This is a genomic window from Streptomyces sp. NPDC086835 (genome assembly GCF_044745705.1).
In the GTDB taxonomy this organism is placed as follows: Bacteria; Actinomycetota; Actinomycetes; order Streptomycetales; family Streptomycetaceae; genus Streptomyces.
In genome coordinates this window covers 93,481-110,164 of the sequence record NZ_JBIVAU010000013.1, presented here as the reverse complement: position 1 = coordinate 110,164, position 16,684 = coordinate 93,481, and the positions used below count along the sequence as shown (strand labels likewise).

At 67.7% G+C, this 16,684-nt stretch carries 12 protein-coding genes and 4 pseudogenes; 6 read left to right on the top strand and 10 right to left on the bottom strand.

Going from position 1 to position 16,684, the window contains the following annotated elements; all coding sequences use genetic code 11:
* The first annotated feature begins 436 nt into the window (after positions 1 to 436).
* The 3 genes from ACIPJI_RS32870 to ACIPJI_RS32860 all read left to right on the top strand — a co-directional run bounded on the left by ACIPJI_RS32870 (position 437) and on the right by ACIPJI_RS32860 (position 4,161).
* The gene (locus tag ACIPJI_RS32870; RefSeq protein WP_402250491.1) at positions 437 to 1,279 is read left to right on the top strand and encodes an endonuclease/exonuclease/phosphatase family protein; all 843 of its coding nucleotides are present in this window, start codon (positions 437 to 439) and stop codon (positions 1,277 to 1,279) included.
* 341 nt (positions 1,280 to 1,620) lie between these two features.
* Positions 1,621 to 2,718, top strand: coding sequence for a hypothetical protein (locus ACIPJI_RS32865; protein WP_402250489.1), 1,098 nt, complete (start codon positions 1,621 to 1,623; stop codon positions 2,716 to 2,718).
* Positions 2,719 to 3,057: 339 nt separating this feature from the next.
* Positions 3,058 to 4,161, top strand: coding sequence for a PP2C family protein-serine/threonine phosphatase (locus ACIPJI_RS32860; protein WP_402250488.1), 1,104 nt, complete (start codon positions 3,058 to 3,060; stop codon positions 4,159 to 4,161).
* Between the two features lie 149 nt (positions 4,162 to 4,310).
* Here ACIPJI_RS32860 and ACIPJI_RS32855 read toward each other — a convergent pair whose 3' ends face one another.
* The 3 genes from ACIPJI_RS32855 to ACIPJI_RS32845 form a co-directional block, all read right to left on the bottom strand.
* On the bottom strand, positions 4,311 to 4,763 hold the full coding sequence (locus tag ACIPJI_RS32855) for a hypothetical protein (RefSeq protein ID WP_402250486.1): 453 nt from the start codon (positions 4,761 to 4,763) through the stop codon (positions 4,311 to 4,313).
* Between the two features lie 175 nt (positions 4,764 to 4,938).
* The gene (locus ACIPJI_RS32850) at positions 4,939 to 5,508 is read right to left on the bottom strand and encodes a DUF6817 domain-containing protein (RefSeq protein WP_402250484.1); all 570 of its coding nucleotides are present in this window, start codon (positions 5,506 to 5,508) and stop codon (positions 4,939 to 4,941) included.
* 446 nt (positions 5,509 to 5,954) lie between these two features.
* The gene (locus ACIPJI_RS32845) at positions 5,955 to 6,533 is read right to left on the bottom strand and encodes a dihydrofolate reductase family protein (protein ID WP_356625555.1); all 579 of its coding nucleotides are present in this window, start codon (positions 6,531 to 6,533) and stop codon (positions 5,955 to 5,957) included.
* 177 nt (positions 6,534 to 6,710) lie between these two features.
* Between ACIPJI_RS32845 and ACIPJI_RS32840 the strand changes: the two genes are divergently transcribed.
* Entirely contained in the window at positions 6,711 to 7,049 is a 339-nt protein-coding gene (locus ACIPJI_RS32840; protein ID WP_307709826.1) for a YciI family protein, read from the top strand.
* Positions 7,050 to 7,066: 17 nt separating this feature from the next.
* Here the strand turns inward: ACIPJI_RS32840 and ACIPJI_RS32835 are convergent.
* The 5 genes and pseudogenes from ACIPJI_RS32835 to ACIPJI_RS32815 all read right to left on the bottom strand — a co-directional run.
* Positions 7,067 to 7,501 (bottom strand): annotated as a pseudogene (locus tag ACIPJI_RS32835) (alpha/beta fold hydrolase); the annotation flags it as partial.
* Between the two features lie 113 nt (positions 7,502 to 7,614).
* A pseudogene (locus ACIPJI_RS32830) lies at positions 7,615 to 8,221 on the bottom strand (glycoside hydrolase family 15 protein); the annotation flags it as partial.
* Positions 8,222 to 8,269: 48 nt separating this feature from the next.
* A pseudogene (locus tag ACIPJI_RS32825) lies at positions 8,270 to 8,377 on the bottom strand (pirin family protein); the annotation flags it as partial.
* 349 nt (positions 8,378 to 8,726) lie between these two features.
* Positions 8,727 to 9,764, bottom strand: a complete 1,038-nt coding sequence (locus ACIPJI_RS32820; RefSeq protein WP_402250482.1) for a PP2C family protein-serine/threonine phosphatase — start codon at positions 9,762 to 9,764, stop codon at positions 8,727 to 8,729.
* 398 nt (positions 9,765 to 10,162) lie between these two features.
* Positions 10,163 to 10,363: pseudogene (locus tag ACIPJI_RS32815) on the bottom strand (HNH endonuclease); the annotation flags it as partial.
* A 131-nt stretch (positions 10,364 to 10,494) separates the two neighbouring features.
* Between ACIPJI_RS32815 and ACIPJI_RS32810 the strand changes: the two are divergent.
* Positions 10,495 to 11,250: an IS5 family transposase gene (locus tag ACIPJI_RS32810; RefSeq protein ID WP_402250480.1), complete on the top strand. Its 756-nt coding sequence runs from the start codon at positions 10,495 to 10,497 to the stop codon at positions 11,248 to 11,250.
* Between the two features lie 68 nt (positions 11,251 to 11,318).
* Here ACIPJI_RS32810 and ACIPJI_RS32805 read toward each other — a convergent pair whose 3' ends face one another.
* On the bottom strand, positions 11,319 to 12,218 hold the full coding sequence (locus tag ACIPJI_RS32805) for an aminoglycoside phosphotransferase family protein (protein WP_402250478.1): 900 nt from the start codon (positions 12,216 to 12,218) through the stop codon (positions 11,319 to 11,321).
* 457 nt (positions 12,219 to 12,675) lie between these two features.
* Here ACIPJI_RS32805 and ACIPJI_RS32800 point away from each other — a divergent pair, with 457 nt between their 5' ends.
* Positions 12,676 to 13,179 carry an SRPBCC family protein gene (locus tag ACIPJI_RS32800; RefSeq protein WP_402250476.1) on the top strand — a complete coding sequence of 168 codons (504 nt, stop codon included), beginning with the start codon at positions 12,676 to 12,678 and terminating at the stop codon, positions 13,177 to 13,179.
* 1,109 nt (positions 13,180 to 14,288) lie between these two features.
* Here the strand turns inward: ACIPJI_RS32800 and ACIPJI_RS32795 are convergent.
* A complete protein-coding gene (locus tag ACIPJI_RS32795) occupies positions 14,289 to 16,391 on the bottom strand; it encodes a SpoIIE family protein phosphatase (protein ID WP_402250474.1) in 2,103 nt (700 codons plus the stop codon).
* Positions 16,392 to 16,684 lie beyond the last annotated feature (293 nt).

The window sequence follows — 16,684 nt, the reverse complement described above, 5'->3', positions numbered from 1 at the left end:
ACCGGTTGGTCGGATCTTGCCCGCTCCTGCCGCACGCCGCCCGCACACCGACGCTGCCCATCGGTCGCAGGGCGGTGCCGGGCGACTCGCGCCGGTCATGCGAGCGCTGATTCGCCTACCAGCAACCCGTCTCCGGGATGCTCCTGGGACGGGAATGGTTCGCCGACGCCGCCCAGTCTTCGGCACCCACCGTCGGCATCGGCTTCTTTCGACCGACGAGATGGTGACACCGTCCCCTCGCATCGAGGCGACCCGCCGACAGGGTGGATGTCGTCGGCCTCTACGGCGCTCTCGCGGCTTCGACGGCCTTGAGACAACCGTCGAAGCGGGCGCGGACCCGCCCTTTGCCGGGCCGACGCCGGAGGGGAAGGCGACCCCGTCGCATAACCTCGTGCATGGAGACGTCGGATGCACGTGTATCCACTTCGAGGAGGCGATGGTGCTCGGTAGAGGCACGCGGTTGCTCGCGGGGGCCGCGATCGTGATCTGCATGGTGCTCGTCGGCCCCAGCGCACCGAGCGGCTCCCTCTTCGCCAGGTCACTGCCTTCCGAAGCCGTCAGGGAGGTCGTACCGAACCGGGTCATGACCTGGAACATCTGCAACCCCTGCGATGCGAGTAACGTCGACCGGGCAGCGGAGATCGCCACCTACGCACCCCAGATCGTCGGCCTGCAAGAAGCGTGCGTGCGCGACGTCGAGAGGATCCGGGACCAACTGGAGAGCCGTTACGGACTCGTTTACCACGTCGAGTACGGGACGGTTCTTCGGAATTGGGGCCGCTGCGGTGGACCACCGTGGAGTCCAGGGGCCTACGGCCAGGCGGTCCTCTCGGCGGCCCCGATGACAGACCGCGTCAGCGTGGAGTACCCCGACGGAGGATCAGAGGACCGGGGGTACGTGGCAGTCACCACCATGGTGGGCGGCCGGCCCGCCCGGGTGTTCAACACACACCTCGCCCAACGACGTCAAGAAGCAGTCCGAGCAGAACAGATCGACGTCCTCGCCGCAGAGGTCGCCCGGCACGACCGCGCGATCGTTCTCGGCGACTTCAACGCCGTGCCGGACGCTCCCGAACTCACCGCGATGTGGGCACTGGCCGCGGATACAGACCCCCAGTGTCATCCCTCGCCCGCCGGCGCCTGTGAGCCGACCACCGACTGGTGGAGCAAGTTCGATTACATCTTCCTGCGAGGCTTCGCCTCGCTCGAGCACGGTGTGCATCCCAGCCCCTACTCGGACCACCACATGCTGCACGCCGACCTGGACCTCCGCAGGTGACGAACGTCGTACACCTTGTCGGCGTGCGGGCACTGGGACGCAGTACCTGCCGCGGGGAGGGCCGGTCTCGCTCGGTGACCGGCACCCATAGGCGTCCGCGCGAATCACGTACCCCGCAACAGCCCATGCCCGTGCCGGCGGGCAGCGCCGCGACCTGACACTTCACCAACCGCCCCGGCAGGGCGACGGCTTGCCCATGCGATCATGCGGGCGGCTCTCGATCGACCGGTGCACAGTCGAAACTGATCAGACGGTCGAGCGACAGAGCCATCGGGCGTCGAGCAATCGAGCGAGAACGGGAGTGCGGTGTGAGCGGGGCTGGGGGGCAGGACGGGTCGTCCGTGTCCGATGAGGAGTGGGAGCGGTTCCTCCGTGAATCGGTGACGGGTGCGGCCGGGGCCCCCGTGGAGCCGTCGGCACGCGCCCGTGAGGTGGAGCGGCGGCTGCGGGAGCGCTCCGGGCAGCCGGACGGCCGGCGTACGTACTCACCGGCCCGGCCCCGGCGCAGGACAGGCTGGTACATGACCGGGCTGGTGGCGGCCGTGGCCCTCCTGGTCGTGGGGCTCTTCCCGCAGCAGGTCGTCGGCTGGTTCGGTGGCGACGACGGCGGGCAGGACGGGGCGCCGTCGGCCGCCGAGTCGGAAGGCGCGCGGGAGGCGCCCGGCGCCGAGCCGGATCTGCGCCCTACCCTCGCCGAACCCTTCCGGGGTTCGCCTGCCGCCCACTGGGCCGACGGAGCGGCAGGGATCACGGTGCCACCGGCCAGGGCGACCGGCTGGATGGACGCCGCCCAGGTCGAGCGGGCGCTGCGGCAGAGCCGGGACTTCCTGGTGGCTGCGGGGCTCGATTCCCGCGTGCTGCGCGGCGAGCGGCCCACGAAGGCGATCGCGCTGTTGAACCCGCACCAGCAGGACGTCCAGGAGTATCTCCGTACCGCCCTGTCGTCGACGGCGCCCGCTCCCGAGACCGACCCGCTCCTGTTGTTCAGCCGCTTCCGGCCGGAGCATGCCCGGCTGGTCGGTGACGTGGTCAAGACGCGCGGTCGGCTCACGTATCGGGAGGGGAAACGGGGGGCGGTCGAGGTGACGGCGGACGTCACCTTTGTGTACCCGGTCACCCCGGCGGGCGACGGCGGACGGGACGCCGAGGTCGTCCGTACGATCGTGCGGCGCGAGGTGGTGATGAGCTGGGACGACCCGGCCGAGATCATCACCGAACCAGGCACGATGTCCCTCGTCTCGTACGCGCTCGACATGACCAACGGCGGCTGCTCCGAACCGACCGGCTACTTCGTGCCGCCCTTCGGCACGGCCGACGAGCGGCCCGCCGACGAGGCCCGCCAGGTCGATCCGTACGACCGCAGCAAGCCGATCGACACGAGCAACGGCACGACGGCCGCGGGCGAGGGCGAGGGCTGCGCGACCGCCACCCGCTCCTAGGGCCTGTGTGAGGTTGCGATCGATCTTCGATCCCGTCCTCGGGCGGCCGGAACCTCGCGCGGGCCCGCCCTGGTGAATGTGCCGGTCACAACGCACCGCCCCCTCCACCGGCGAGATCGCGGCCCCGGCACGTCAGGACACACGCGTCCGGGTGCCGAAGTCCCCCGCCCCTGGACCACGGCTCTCGAGGGTCTCCGGTGAGGTCCGGAGGCCGACCGCGGCATCGGCCCACGAGGGCGTCGAGTGGAGTGTTCCACCCCGACAAGGGAGGCTGGACACATGGGGTTGCTCCTGCGCTCACGTTCTCGGCCAGGGGCGGGCGGTCACAGCCGGATCCTGTTGACGCTGGCGCGGTGTGTGCCGTTCGCGCTCGCGCTGGCCGTGCTGGTCATCGAGCTCACGCCTGCACACTTCGTCTATACGGGCCCCTTTCTCGTCGCGACGCCCGCGCTGGCCGCGGTGACGATGGGCCCCAAGGGCACCCTTTCGGCGGCGGCTCTCGCGCTGGCGATCAGCGTGACCACCGCCACCTACAACCAGGCCTGGGGCACCCTGCAGGTCTATACCAACTTCACCGCTCTGGTGATGGTGACCATGGCCGGATTCATCACGAGCGGAGCCGTCCGGACACGCAGGCAGAGTGAGCTCGACCAGGTGCGCAGGATCGCCATGGCAGCTCAGCAGGTCATCCTGCGGCCCGTCCCCGAGTACCTGGGTCATGTGCGGGCTGCCAGCCTGAGCCTCGCCGCCGGGACGGGCGCACAGATCGGCGGTGACCTGTACGCGGCCGCCCAGACGCCCTACGGCGTGCGGCTCATGGTGGGCGACGTCCGAGGCAAAGGGTTGGGCGCCGTCCATGCGGTGGCGGTGGCGCTGGGCGCGTTTCGGGAGTTCGCGCACTACGAGGACGACCTGGTGGAGGTCATGAACCGCTGCACGGCTGCTCTGCGACGGGAGGTCGCCGTACCGGGTGCCTACGACGAGGAGGTCCTGATGGAGGGATTCACCACCGCGCTCCTCGCCCAAGTGCCGGACGAACACGTGGTGCACCTCGTCAACCGTGGTCATCCGCCTCCGCTGATGCTGCACCATGGCAGGGTCGAAACCCTGATGCCCGCCTCTCCACAGCCGCCGCTTGGCCTGGAAGATCTCTTCACCGGCCCTCCCGCCAAGCCCGAGAGTCATCCGCTTTCGCCCGGTGACCGCCTGCTGCTGTACACCGACGGCGTGATCGAGGCCCGCAACCGCGACAACGAGTTCTTCGCCCTGGCACAGGCCATGGAGGAGATGCCCGCGAGGACCACCCCAACGGAGTTCCTGGAAGGACTCCACCAGGCACTGATCCGCCACACCGAGGGCCGGCTGGCCGACGATGTGGCGATGATCCTCGTCGACCGCCTCGACGAAGAAGACACCGAACACACCGGTGCACTCCCCGCCTGATCATGAACAGGCCGCGTTGAACGCATCCCCCACCCGGATCGGCCCCGTGTGAGCCCTGTACGTGAGGTGCCGCCCGAACATCGTCGATCACCCGCATGTCCGTATCAACGACCCGGCCATGGCCAGTCACATGATCGGCCGGGCGGAACCTAGGCGGGACGCAGAACGGGATCGATCTTGGCCAGTACTTCGTGCAATTGACGGGCCCCTAGGGCAACGCGCTCGTCGGTCTCCCGCGACAGCTCGTCGCACAGCTGTATCGCGCGATCCAGATCGCCGGAGAAGATGCTGAATACATCGACGATCGCGGTATGGATCCAATCGCGGTGATTCGTGTCGGCGACTGCCAGCGCGGATGCGACTGTCGCCAGCCCCGGCCTGTCCTTTCGCCGAAGCAAGGCTTCCGCGGTCACCCGGGTGACGAACGTGTCCCCTGGATCGAGCAGGAGCTCCGACAACAGTTCGACGGCTTCCTGCATCTCGGCGAAGCCTGCCAGTCCGTGACCGGCATCCGCCCGGTCACGGTAGTCGTCGCTCCGCCCGAGCTCGCCGAGCGCCATGACAGCTGAACGCCGCAGATCGCTGTCCACCTGTCCGGCCACCCCTCCCACGATTCCTGTCAAGCACTCCGGACACCCTACGGATGATCGCCAGGACAGGGCCTGCCCGGCCGACGGCCGGGCGGCGAGGAAGGACATGCCCCCGCCCGGCCGGACGAGCCGAGTGCGGACCTGGGCGACGACGCCCGATCCCGACCGGACCGGGCCGTCGATCTCCTCAGCGGGGAGGCAGGTGCGAAGGTGCGGCGAGTACCGTGCGGCACTCGAACCAGGCGTCAGCGCTCAGCAGGTTCTGCAGCCGGGTGAACAAGGCGAGCAGCTCAGGGCCCCATTTGTCGCGGAAGGCGGAGTCGATGTGGGCGAGGTCGAGTTCGTTGGCGGCCGACAGTTCGGCGAAGTCCCGGCGCAGCTGTGGTCCAGGAACGCAGGAACGGCCGGTGAACCTGTCGTAAAAGGCGGCATCGGCCTGGTTGAGAGCCGGGTAGGTGGCCTTCCGGTCGCATGAGGCGTACAAGTACACGATCGCCTCGGCCTCGTCGCCGATGATCGCCGCAAGGTCCTGACGTCGGTCCAGTGGCAGCAAAGCTGCGGGAAAGCCGTCGGTGCCGTAGAACGCGTGACACAGGCCGGCGAGTTGGAGGGCCGGGCGGGCCTTCCACGTCGCGAGCCGCTCCTGGACGCGCTGGAGGTGGGTAAGGAGAGTGCCGCCGGGGTGGGAGATGCTTTCGGCGCCGAACTCACGCAGCAGGGTGACAGCCTGATCAGTCGCGGCAGGGAGAGGAGGCATGGTGTCCGTGTCCCTTCGGTGACGGGCTGGTCGGCACCAGCACAGCGCCGCTTTCGCCGGTCCGGATCCGTACGAAGGCACCGAACTGGTTGACGCCCGGGCCCTGCAACGATCTTCTGGCCCGACCGGTACCTCGGTCAATCCTAGGAATTGCTCCACTCACCCCAGGTACAGCTTGGGTACGGCGACTCTGGATGACCTGCGCGTGTACGTCGCCGCGTGACGCCCAGGAAGCCTCAGCGCCAGGCCGGCCGGCTTACCAGCCCTGCTCCCGCGCCACAGACGTCGCCATGGCTTTCGGGCTCATCGAGTCCGCACAAGCCCGCCGGGCGCGCGGTCAACGCACCCCACCTGGTCGCCCCGGGTACGCGCCGGCGCGAGGTTCGGAAACGGTCGACTCGTCGAACGACCCGACGAATCAGGAGGTGATCAGCCGGCCGCGGGCCTCAGACATGCAGGGTGGGCCGGTAGACGAGCTCTTGGATGTTGCCGTCGAGCGTTCGGTGCTCGATCAGCTCGAGGTCGAAGTCGGCCGCACCCTGGAAGATCGGGTCCAGCCCGGTCCGACCGGTGATCACAGGGAAGAGGGTCACCTGGACGCGGTCGACCAGGCCGGCGGCCATCAGCGCCCGGTTCATCGACAGGCTGCCGTGCGAGCGCAACGGCACTTCGGACTCCTCCTTGAGCCGAGCGACGACGTCGACGGCATCGCCGCTCACGAGGGTCGCGTTCGGCCAGTCGAGGGACCCTTCGAGTGTGGTCGACACCACCGTTGCCGGCAGGCTCCGCATCCGGGTGACCCATGGGTCACGCACCTCGGAATCCTCGGTGCTCGAGGCCAGCATCTGCGCGAACGCCCGATACGTATTGGCCCCGAAGACCATCCGCTGCTCCTCGCCGTACAGGGCGAGGCGGTGATCGAGGAGCTCGGGGCCTTGCTTGCCCCAGTAGCCGGTCCAGTTGCCGCCGGCGGCGCCGAAGCCGTCGAGGCTGGAAAAAACGTCGAAGGTGTAGGTAGCGGTCATGATGCTCTCCTCACTGCGTCGATCGCATGTCGGGTATGTAGACCGGCCATGACGGCGAGACTCATCGCCCTACGCCTGTTTCGGCAGCCGGAGACCGGAGAAGTGTCGGTCCTGGAGGGACGCGTTCGTCGTATGGTGAGAGGCCGCGAAGGAGGCCAACGGCCAAGGGAGCCATGTATGACGCGGTACCTGATCTCGTTCGATGACGGTGCGATGACCTTCCCCGAGGAGGAGTTGGCCGAGGTGGCCGAAGCCTCGCACGCGGTCGTGCGGGAGGCTCAGGACGCCGCTGTGTGGGTCTTCGGTGGTGGACTGGAAAGGCAGCAGGCGAGCATCGTGGCCACCGACGGGACCGTCACCGACGGCCCGTACCCGGAGACCAAGGCGGTCCTCGGCGGGTTCTCGATCATCGATGTGCCCTCACGTGAAGACGCGCTGGAGTGGGCTGCCAAAATCGCTGCCGCGTGCCGCTGTGCGCAAGAGGTCCGCGAGATCATGCCCGGCTCGACCGCCTGATCGAAGGGGTCTCGGCAGCGCTCACCCCTGCTGCCGCTCATCGCACTCACGCTCAGCGGCACACACTGGCTCTGGGACCATTCGTGCCCGCCGGCAGACGCCGCGATCAGCGTCAGCGACCGGACCCGCTCGGGGTGTTCCAGGGTGAAGTCGAGCGCGACCTCTCCTCCCATGCTCAAGCCGACGAGACCCGCGGTCTGGAAGCCGAATCGGTCCAGGACCGCCAGCAGGTCGTCCTCATAGCGAAACGGCGCGGTCGGAAGCGTCGAGCGTCCATGACCCCTGGCGTCGAAACGAACCACGGTGTGGTGCCGTGCCAGCACGACGAAGACACGGTTCCACAGGCGGCTGTCGTGGACCGATCCGTGGAGCAGAACGAGCGGGGGGCCGTCCCCGGCCTTCTCGGCCCAGATGTGACTTCCGCCGACGACGGCGATCAGCTCGGTCGTCATACCCGGGATTCGATCACACCGCCGCATCCAACCGAGCCGGTCAACCCCCATCTCCGCTGGTCCGAATGGCCGGGTGATGGCCAGGCCTGGCCATCACCCGGCAGCTGCACCGCTCATCCCAGCGCCCGGTCGAGGTTGAATGCCGCACTGATCAGGGCGAGATGCGTGAAATGCCTGCGGGAAGTTGCCGCTCTGCTCGCCGGTGTGACCGATTTCCTCCGCGTACAGTCCGAGATGGTTTGCGTACGTGAGCATCTTCTCGAACGCCAGCTGCGCGTCCTCGAGGCGTCCGGCGCGGCTGAGTGCCTCGACGTACCAGAAGGAGCAGATCGAGAACGTGCCTTCCTCGCCCCGTAGTCCGTCCGGGCTGGCCTGCGGGTCATATCGGTAGACCAGGGAGTCGGACACCAGTTCCTCCCCCAGTGCGTCCAGCGTCGAAAGTCATTTCGGATCCGTCGGGGATATGAATTTCGCCAGCGGCATCATCAACACGGAGGCGTCGAGGACGCTGTCGCCGTAGTGCTGGAGGAACGCCCTGCGTTCCGCCGACCAGCCGTTGTGCATGATCTGGCGGTAGATGGCGTCGCGCTCACCCCTCCAGCGCGCCATGTCGGCCGGCAGCCCCCGATGCTGGGCCAGGCGCATCGCCCGCTCGATCGCCACCCAGCACATCGGGCGCGAGTAGAGGAAGCTCTTGCGCCCGCCACGGGTCTCCCATATGTACGGCGCGCATTCGGCTGGGTGTCAGCGTCGTCGCCGGCACCTCCGCGCCGGCTGCGGAGGGCCGTCGTAGCCCTTCACCTCGCCGAAGCGGGTGTCGTTCATCCGGTCCTCGCGGGCCTGGGCGATCTCCTCGTGGGTCCGTCCACTCCAGTCCGGAACATGGCGCGATGTAGGAGCGTTTCCGCTGGTCAGGCCCGTCACGGATGGCTGTGTCAGCAAACCGTCAGCATCGGTGTCCGAGGAGTCCCCGGCACATGGCAGCCAGGACGCTCCCCGGGGAATGGGCACGTTCGACCACAAGGTGGTGGACGGCTCCATCCACACCATAGAACGCACCTGCGAGCAACCCGCGCCGAACGAAACCGCGGGCGACTGTTACATGCATCCCCTCGTCACCGAGGAGCGGCGTGAGGCCGACATCGTCTGCGAGGCAGTCGGACCAGATCGTGCTGGGGTGGCTGCCGCTGATGATCAACCCTTCACTTCGCCAGGACTCCGTGTTTCAGGGCTCACACAGGCGTACGGCGAGGGCGGCGATGTCGTCGTCAAGGCTTCCCCTGGTGTAGCGGAGAAGATCGCGGTGAAGCGCCGTGAGCAGTTGGCGGGGCGGCGTCGGGGGCTGTCGACGCATCCAAGCTGCCAGCGGGAAGAACTCGCCGTCGCGGGCGCGGGCCTCGGTGATCCCGTCGGTATAAACAAGCAGCAGGTCGTCGGGGGCGAAGTCGAAGGTGTCGACGTTGTACTGATCACCGATCAGCTCCGCGAGGCTGAGCAGTGGCGAGGGGGTGGCCGGCTCGAGGACACGGAGTTTCCCGCGGTTCAGGAGCAGCGGCGGGGGGTGCCCGCAGTTGAGGACGTCGATACGCCTGCCCTCGTGCGGGATCTCGACGAGAAGGGCGGTGGCGAAGCGCTCCATCGGCCCCTCGGGGGGAAAGGCGGCGTTGTAACGGGTGCTGCTGGCGTCAAGCCTGCGTGCGACGCCGACCATGTCGGTCTCGCGGTAGGCCGCCTCCCGGAAGGCGTTGACGATCGCTGCGGCCGCCCCCACTGCCGGCAGGCCCTTGCCCCGCACGTCACCGATGAGCAGCCTCACGCCGTATGGCGTGTCGACCACCTCGTAGAAGTCCCCACCGATGCGGGCCTCCGCCGCGGCAGCGAGATACAGCGACTCGACCTCGATGCTGCCGAAGCGGCGTGGCATAGGGCTCAACACCACCTGCTGCGCCGCGTCGGCGACGAGTCGTACCTGGAAGAGGGTGCGCTCTCGCTGGAGCCGGACATGGCTTCCGTACGCGGCAGCCACGGTCACCGCGACGATCCCCGCAGCCGTCCACCACGTCCCCAAATCGGGGAAGACGAGGCTGAGCCCGATCATCAGAAGGAGGCAGACCGTCCCGAGCAGGACCGTGGGGAGCACCGGCCACATGGCGGCGGCGAGGGCCGGCGCCGCGGGCAAGAGGCGACTGAAGGCCAATTCCCGCGGCGTGGCGTATGCCAGGCTGGCGATGACGACGGTCAGGATGACCGGTGACAGCCGCACAAGTCTTCCCGGCCCGGGGCGCCTGCGGAGCCGCGGCCGTCCAGACTCGATCACCCTTCGCACAATATCTGCGCAGTGAGGGCATAGTGCGCATCTGTGCCAGCGCGCCGCCGATCATCAGCACCGGCCCATGCAGAAGCTCACCAGCGCCGTAGATGGGGAGTAGTCGCCGCGATGCGCTCGGCCAATTCAGACAACGTCGCCTGTGCGGGCTGCCGCAGGCGTGGGCGTCGGGGCCCGGGAATCAGGTAGGGGTGGGGTGGGTGCGCCCACGGTCGCTGACCTGGTACACAGGCCGCGGCGAAGGCTTCGGGCAGGGACAGGCCGTGCTCTTGGGCCAGGATGAGCGGCAGGGTCTGGGGCGGGATGTTGAGCCGGTGCCGCTCCATGAAAAAGACGGCCAGGCCCCAGCGGAGCTTGGTGCCGATCCACTCGCCGATGTAAGGGCAGTACTGGTCGGTGGCCGGCAGGAGCCACTCGGCCGGAACCTGGTCGGCCTTCGAACGGTTCGTCCCCGCAGTAACCGCGACCAACGAAGTCGCGGCGCCCTGGTCGTCGGCGTAGGCCTCGCGCTTGGCCTTCCAGGCGGAAGGTCCAGCTGGCAGGGAGCGTCATTCGAGCGGTGCGGTATTCCTCCCTGGCGATGGTGGCTGGCGGTCCGAGCCTGCGTCCCTTACAACGGCTAACACAATGAGGTGGATGGGCACTGATCGTCGTGTCCGATCGGGAGTTGAGCGTTCGATCCGGTGTGGGGAAGTCGCCGTGGATCGTGTCGGATGAGCTGTGGGATCGTCTTGAACCGCTGCTGCCGAAGCGTGCGCGGCGCTTCCGGTATCCCGGGCGCAAGCCGTTACCCGACCGGGAGGTGCTGTGCGGGATCCTCTACATCCTGCACACCGGGATCCAGTGGGAGTACCTGCCACAATCTCTCGGCTTCGGCTCAGGCATGACCTGCTGGCGACGCTTACGGGACTGGAACGAGGCCGGCGTCTGGCAGCGACTGCACGAGGTCCTGCTCGCCGAACTGAATGCGGCGGCGAAGCTGGACTGGTCCCGCTGCGTGGTCGACTCCTCCCACGTCAGGGCCCTCAAAAGGGGAGCACACGGGCCCGTCGCCGGTCGACCGGGGCCGAGCCGGCTCGAAACACCACCTCATCACCGACGGCACGGCACCCCGCTCGCAGTCCTGCTGACCGGTGGCAACCGCAACGACGTCACCCAGCTGCTGCCGCTGCTCGACGCCATCCCGCCGGTCCGTGGTCGCGCCGGCCGGCCCCGCCGCAGGCCAGACTCCCTGTTCGCCGACCGTGGCTACGACCACGACATCTACCGCGACCAGGTCCGCGAACGCGGCATCGTGCCCGCGATCGCCCGGCGCGGAACACGACATGGCACCGGACTGGGCACCTACCGCTGGGTGATCGAGCGCAGTTTTGCGTGGCTACACGGCTTCCGGCGACTGCGGCTTGACGGCTTGGAGTCGTGAGGTGTCTTCCTCAAGCTCGCCTGCTGCCTGATCACCCATCGGCAGCTCCACTCATTGTGTTGCCGGTGTTAGCCAATGAGAGCTTGGGTGATCTGTCGGGTGGTCTGCGCGGCGACTCGGGGGTTGACGGCGGCGTAGGCGGTGTAGGCGTTCAGACCGGTGGCCAGGGCCCAGCCACGCCCCCTCATCCAGGTGGCATCGTCCACGCCGAGGGCATCGCGGAAGGTGGCTCGGCTGTCGGCCGTCATCAAGGTGAAGGCGATCATCAGGTCGCAGGCCGGGTCGCCGATGCCGAGCCCGTCGAAGTCGATGACAGCCCTGAGGCGGCCGTCGACGGTCAGCAGGTTGCCGGTGTGGAAGTCGCCGTGAAACCAGACCGGAGGGCGGTCCCATCCGGGGGCGCTCAGCGCCGCGTCCCACAGTTCGACCATCGCTGCGGCGTCGAACATGCCATCGACCTTGGCGATGGCGAGCCGCGTCGCGTGGTCCCGGTCGGACAACGGCCGGCCGGTGAGGTTTTCCCGGATGTTCTCGGCGGGGATGTCCTCGGGTGCGAACCGCTGCAGGGCGGCCAAGAACTGGGCCAGGTCAATGGCGGCCCTGGAGGAGTCGGCCAGCGCCTCGACGGTCGCCACCTCACCGTCCAGCCAGCGGGACACCGCCCACGGCCACGGATAACCGAAGTCCGGAGCACCCACCCCCACCGGCACCGGGATGGCGAGGGGAAGGTGCGGGGCGAGCCGCGGAAGCCACTGGAATTCCCTGCTGGCCTGCCCGATGGCTCCGGCATGGCGGGGCAGCCGGACGGACAGCTTCTCGCCCAGCCGGTAGATCACATGGTCGGAGCCAGCCGGGTTGAGCAGCTTCAAGGACAGCCCCGCCCACTGCGGGAACTGGGTATCGACCAGGCGCCTGACCAGTGCCCCATCAATCTGGGAGCAGGCGTCCGCAACTCTCGTGGTTACCAAGAGCAACTCCTGTGGCCAGCCCGGTCCGTGCGACGGGCAGTCGGAGCCATCACAGTGGTTCGCGGATCCGCCTGTCGACCGAATTTCGCAACGCAAGGAACCGCATCGGAGCATGGTCGCCACCCAGCATCACGGATGCTGGGTGGCGCCCCACCTCATTGTGTTAGCTGCTGTTACTGCTGCGGTCGTGGCCTGGCCAGGAACTGCATTCCGCCGCCTCTGGCTTCTCGACTTCTCGAACTCGGCAATGCCGAGAAGGTGGAGTTCTGGGCCAGCCATGGGAGTGGTTCTGCGCGCGGGAGTGGACACGGCTGCTCGGCGAACAGGGCCGACAGGCAGAGGCACTGGAGATACTCGCCCCGTACCTCGCTGCCTTTACTTTACGGACACAGAATGCAGTGTCCTCAGCCGAGGAGAACGACGAGCAGTACAAAAGCAAGTTGTCCCAAGGAAAAGAATGGTGCGCACCATGAAATACACCGTCTCCATCGAGATCGCCCTGCCGCGGGAGAAGGTGGTCCAGCTGCTCGCCGACCCCGCACACCTGCCGAAATGGCTGCGGGGCCTGGTGCTGCACGAGCCGCTGAGTGGAGAGCACGGGCAGCTCGGCACCAAGTCGCGGGTCGTGATGCAGGTGGGCCAGCGGAAGATCGAGTGCACCGAGACCATCACACGCCGGGAACCGGCAGACCTGCGCGAGATTCCGAAAACGAGCGTCGCTCACTTCGACCGCGAGATCGTCGGCGAGGGCATGTGGAGCGCCGTGCGCGACCGGCTGACCGAAGCCGGCCCGGAAACGACGCTCTGGGAGAGCGAGAACGAATACCGGTTCAGCGGCTTTCTGATGAAGCTGGTGGGACTTCTGATGCCCGGCGCCTTCCGCAAGCAGTCGCAACAGCACATGCAGGACTTCAAGGCGTTCGCCGAGCAGGGAAAGGACGTCCGCGAGGCGACGGACTGATCTGCCGTAACTGGTCTGACGTCTGAGTGGCGTGTTGATCTCCCCGTCGTTCGTAGATGACCGCCGGGGCAAGCTCCACCGGCGCTGTCTGGAGATGACCGTTGTCGAAGGCGGCGAGGCCGGCGCTGCGGCGCGCGATACGCTCCGCAGCCATCCAGGCATCCGTCCGGAGTGGCTGGCGATCCGGGCCGGCCGTTGTGCGGCGAAGATGCGGGGGGCGGCGGTCATGCAGAGGCGGCGGTCGGCCCGGATGCGTTTGGCGTCGTTGGCGATGGCCCACTTCTTGTCGGCGCGGCCCGCGATCCGGTGCGCCTCGTCCATGACTGCCAGGTCGAACGGCGGTACCGCGTACCCGCTGCTCTGGGTCTGTTCGATCTGTCCAGGGAGTCGTATGTGCAGATCACCGTCAAAGCGGGGATCTGGTCCTGGCCCTCCCCCACCACCGACATCAGCCCGCCCAACGCGTGCGGGTCGCTGGTCGACATGAGGCGGGCGGCGACCAGGTCGTCGCGGCGCCAGGCCAGTGCCGTCTGCGCGGCCAGGTCGAGTGTGGGGACCGCGAACAGCACCAGTCTCGCACCGAGTCCGTCCCGTCCGGATCGACACCAGCGTCTTGCCGGTCCCCGTCGCCGACCCCCGGCCGCCGTTCCCGCGCCGGAGGCCTCATCACGTCCGGCGCGCGCCGCCCGGCCGTCGCCCTCCTCGCGCCACCCGGCCGCACCGAAGGTCGCACCTGCAGCACGCCCGCGCACGGTGGTGCGCACGCGCACGGTCCGCTGCTCGTCCTCGACGCCGACGTCGACCGCAACGCACTGGCTGCGGCACCGGTGGCCTGATCCTGGACGTGCCCGCCAAGTCACTGCTCGCACTGGTGGAATGGACGCTGACCGAAGCGAAGTTGGGGCGGAGAGGCTGCACGGCTGCGGGAAGGACGCCGACCGCAACGACAACCCCATGGTGCCCGGCGTCGACCAAACCCGCGCCGACCGCCGCTACGCTGAACACGCCACCCTGGGCCAGGGCCGAGACCACACAGGGACGCTCTCAAGCAGAGAGCCGCAGCAGGATCGCCGACCGCGAGGCCCCCCACGCGGACGACACCCCGACAGTTACAGCGCCTGCAGTGCCGGCAGTTGCTGCTCAGTCCAGACGTACTTACCTGAGCTTTCGTAGCGGGCACCCCAGCGATGCGAAAGAGCTGTCACCAGTTGAAGGCCACGGCCTCCTTCATCGGTTTCAGTGGCTCGGCGCACATGCGGCGTGGTGAGACTGCCGTCGGCCACTTCGCAGACGAGGGAGTCGCTGCGCAGGAGGCGGAGACGTATGGGACCGCGGGCGTAGCGGACGGCGTTGGTGACCAACTCGCTGACGATGAGTTCTGTGGTCATCACCAGGTCCTCGAGGTCCCAGTTCGCCAGTTGCTCACGAATCATTGATCGCGCCTGGCCGGCTGCAACTGGTTCTTGAGGAAGGGTCCAGCTGGCCATGTCGGCCGGGTCCAGGGAGTGGGGACGAGCGATGAGAAGTGCTGCGTCGTCAGTTGTGTCGGACTGCGATGGCAGCAGGGTCTCGGTAATGGCATCGCACAATTGTTCCGTCAGGAGCTGTGGTGGGGAGCCACCTCCCAAGGGCGTAACCATCGGAGTGTCTGCGTCGTCAGGATTCGTCAGCGCATGGCTAAGGGTGTTGGTGATCATTGTCATGCCTCGCTCGAGGGTCCGCGTGGTGGTCTCGGCGAGGCCGTCTGTGTAGAACACGAGCAAGCTGTCGTCAGGGATGTGCAGTTGACTGGTCTCGAAGGGGGGCTCCGCGACTCCCAAAGGGGAATTCGGTTCCAGGTCAACGAATCTGGGGATTCCTTCCGGGTCTACGAGCACAGGTGGCGGGTGGCCGGCTGAAGCGAAGGTGCAGCTGGAGTCGGTGGGGTCGTAGACCGCGTACAGGCATGTTGCGTAGAAGTCTTCTCCGAGTTCAGCCACCAGGTCGTTCAAGTGGGCCAGGAGATCGTTCGGGGCCAGTTCAAGGTCTGCAAGGGTGCGCACTGCGGTTCTCAGGCGTCCCATGGTTGCGGCTTCCGAGAGGCCGTGTCCCATGACATCGCCGATCACGAGGGCGACGCGGCCGGCTGACAGGGGCAGGACGTCGTACCAGTCACCACCGATGTCCGCGGCTTCCCCTGCCGGCAGGTATCGGGCGGCCGCGGTAAGGCAGGGCAGGGCGGGCAGCTCGCGAGGGAGCAGCCCTCGTTGCAGTTCGCGGGCACGAAGGTGATCGGCATCGTGGAGACGGGCTCGCTCCAGGGCTTGGGCGATCAGTCCGCTGAGCGCTATCAGCAGGGTCCGTTCCGCATCGTCGAGTCGGCGGTGCTCGGAGAAGGAGATCGAACAGCCGCCGATGGGTCGCCCGGATGCGATGAGAGGAAGGAAGGCCCATGACTTCTTGCCGGATGCGGCCACTCGGTGAGCCATGTGTGGATAGCGGTGAGTGTGCTCCTCAACCGTATCGATGAAGAGCGGAGCGCCGGTGTTCAGGACATCGCTGACAGGCGAAGCGGCCGGAACCGGCTCGGCTTCCACCATCTTGGTAAAACTCACCGGGTAGCCGACTGCCCCCACGATGCGAACGCGGTTCAGCCTGCTTTCTTCGAGGAGTCCGATGGTCAGGCCGGACGCGCCGAATGGAGGCAGGACCCGCTGCGCCACGGCCGAGACCACGTCTTGCACTGTCAGCGCCCCCGACAGCGCTACGGTGAGGTCTTTGATCCGCTCGGCCTGTTGCACAGCCCTGTGGTGAGCGAGCGAGGCTTCGGCTTCCCGGTCTTTTGCCTCGGTGACATCACTGATTTGCACGCTCATGCCATCCGGGACCGGTCCCAGGCGCAGGTGGTACCAGTGGCCGTCTGCGGGCCGTCGTAGGTCGACTCCGTTCGGAAGGCCGGTAGCGGCGGCATTTCGGCAGTGGCGCTCCATCTCTTCAACGCTCTGGAACGCCTTGGCCGCCTCCCAGAGAAGATGCCCTACAGGGGTATTCTCAGGATCGCCGTCAGTACGGAACAGCCGTTCAGCGGTCGCGTTGGCATAGAAGATCCGCCACTCGTTGTCCACCAGCACAAGTCCATCGGCCAGCTGTTGAAGGGCTCGGCCGACCCGGCCTTCCGGCAGGTCAGGGCGATTAAGGGCGTCGTGCGGCGAGGAAGCCTGGTGTCCGTTCACAACCGACCTCACCCTCTATAGCTTCTATGCTCCCTTTACGCCTATTACCGCACACGCCTTCTCCCAATGCCTGGCATACCTCTGAGCTCTTGACGGTCGGATGGTGACGTCGGCGCGCGCCGCGGTGCCCGGCGGTTGTCCGGTGTGGACGGGCCGCGCAGGACCCCGCCCTGCGATGGGGCGAGTCCTGACCCCGCTTGCCTCCGTGGCCCGACGCGGGGCCCGTCCCCCGGCTCCGGCGCGCCCGCGCTCTCCGGTCGTGATTGTCATGGGCGGCACGGTCCGCCGACCGG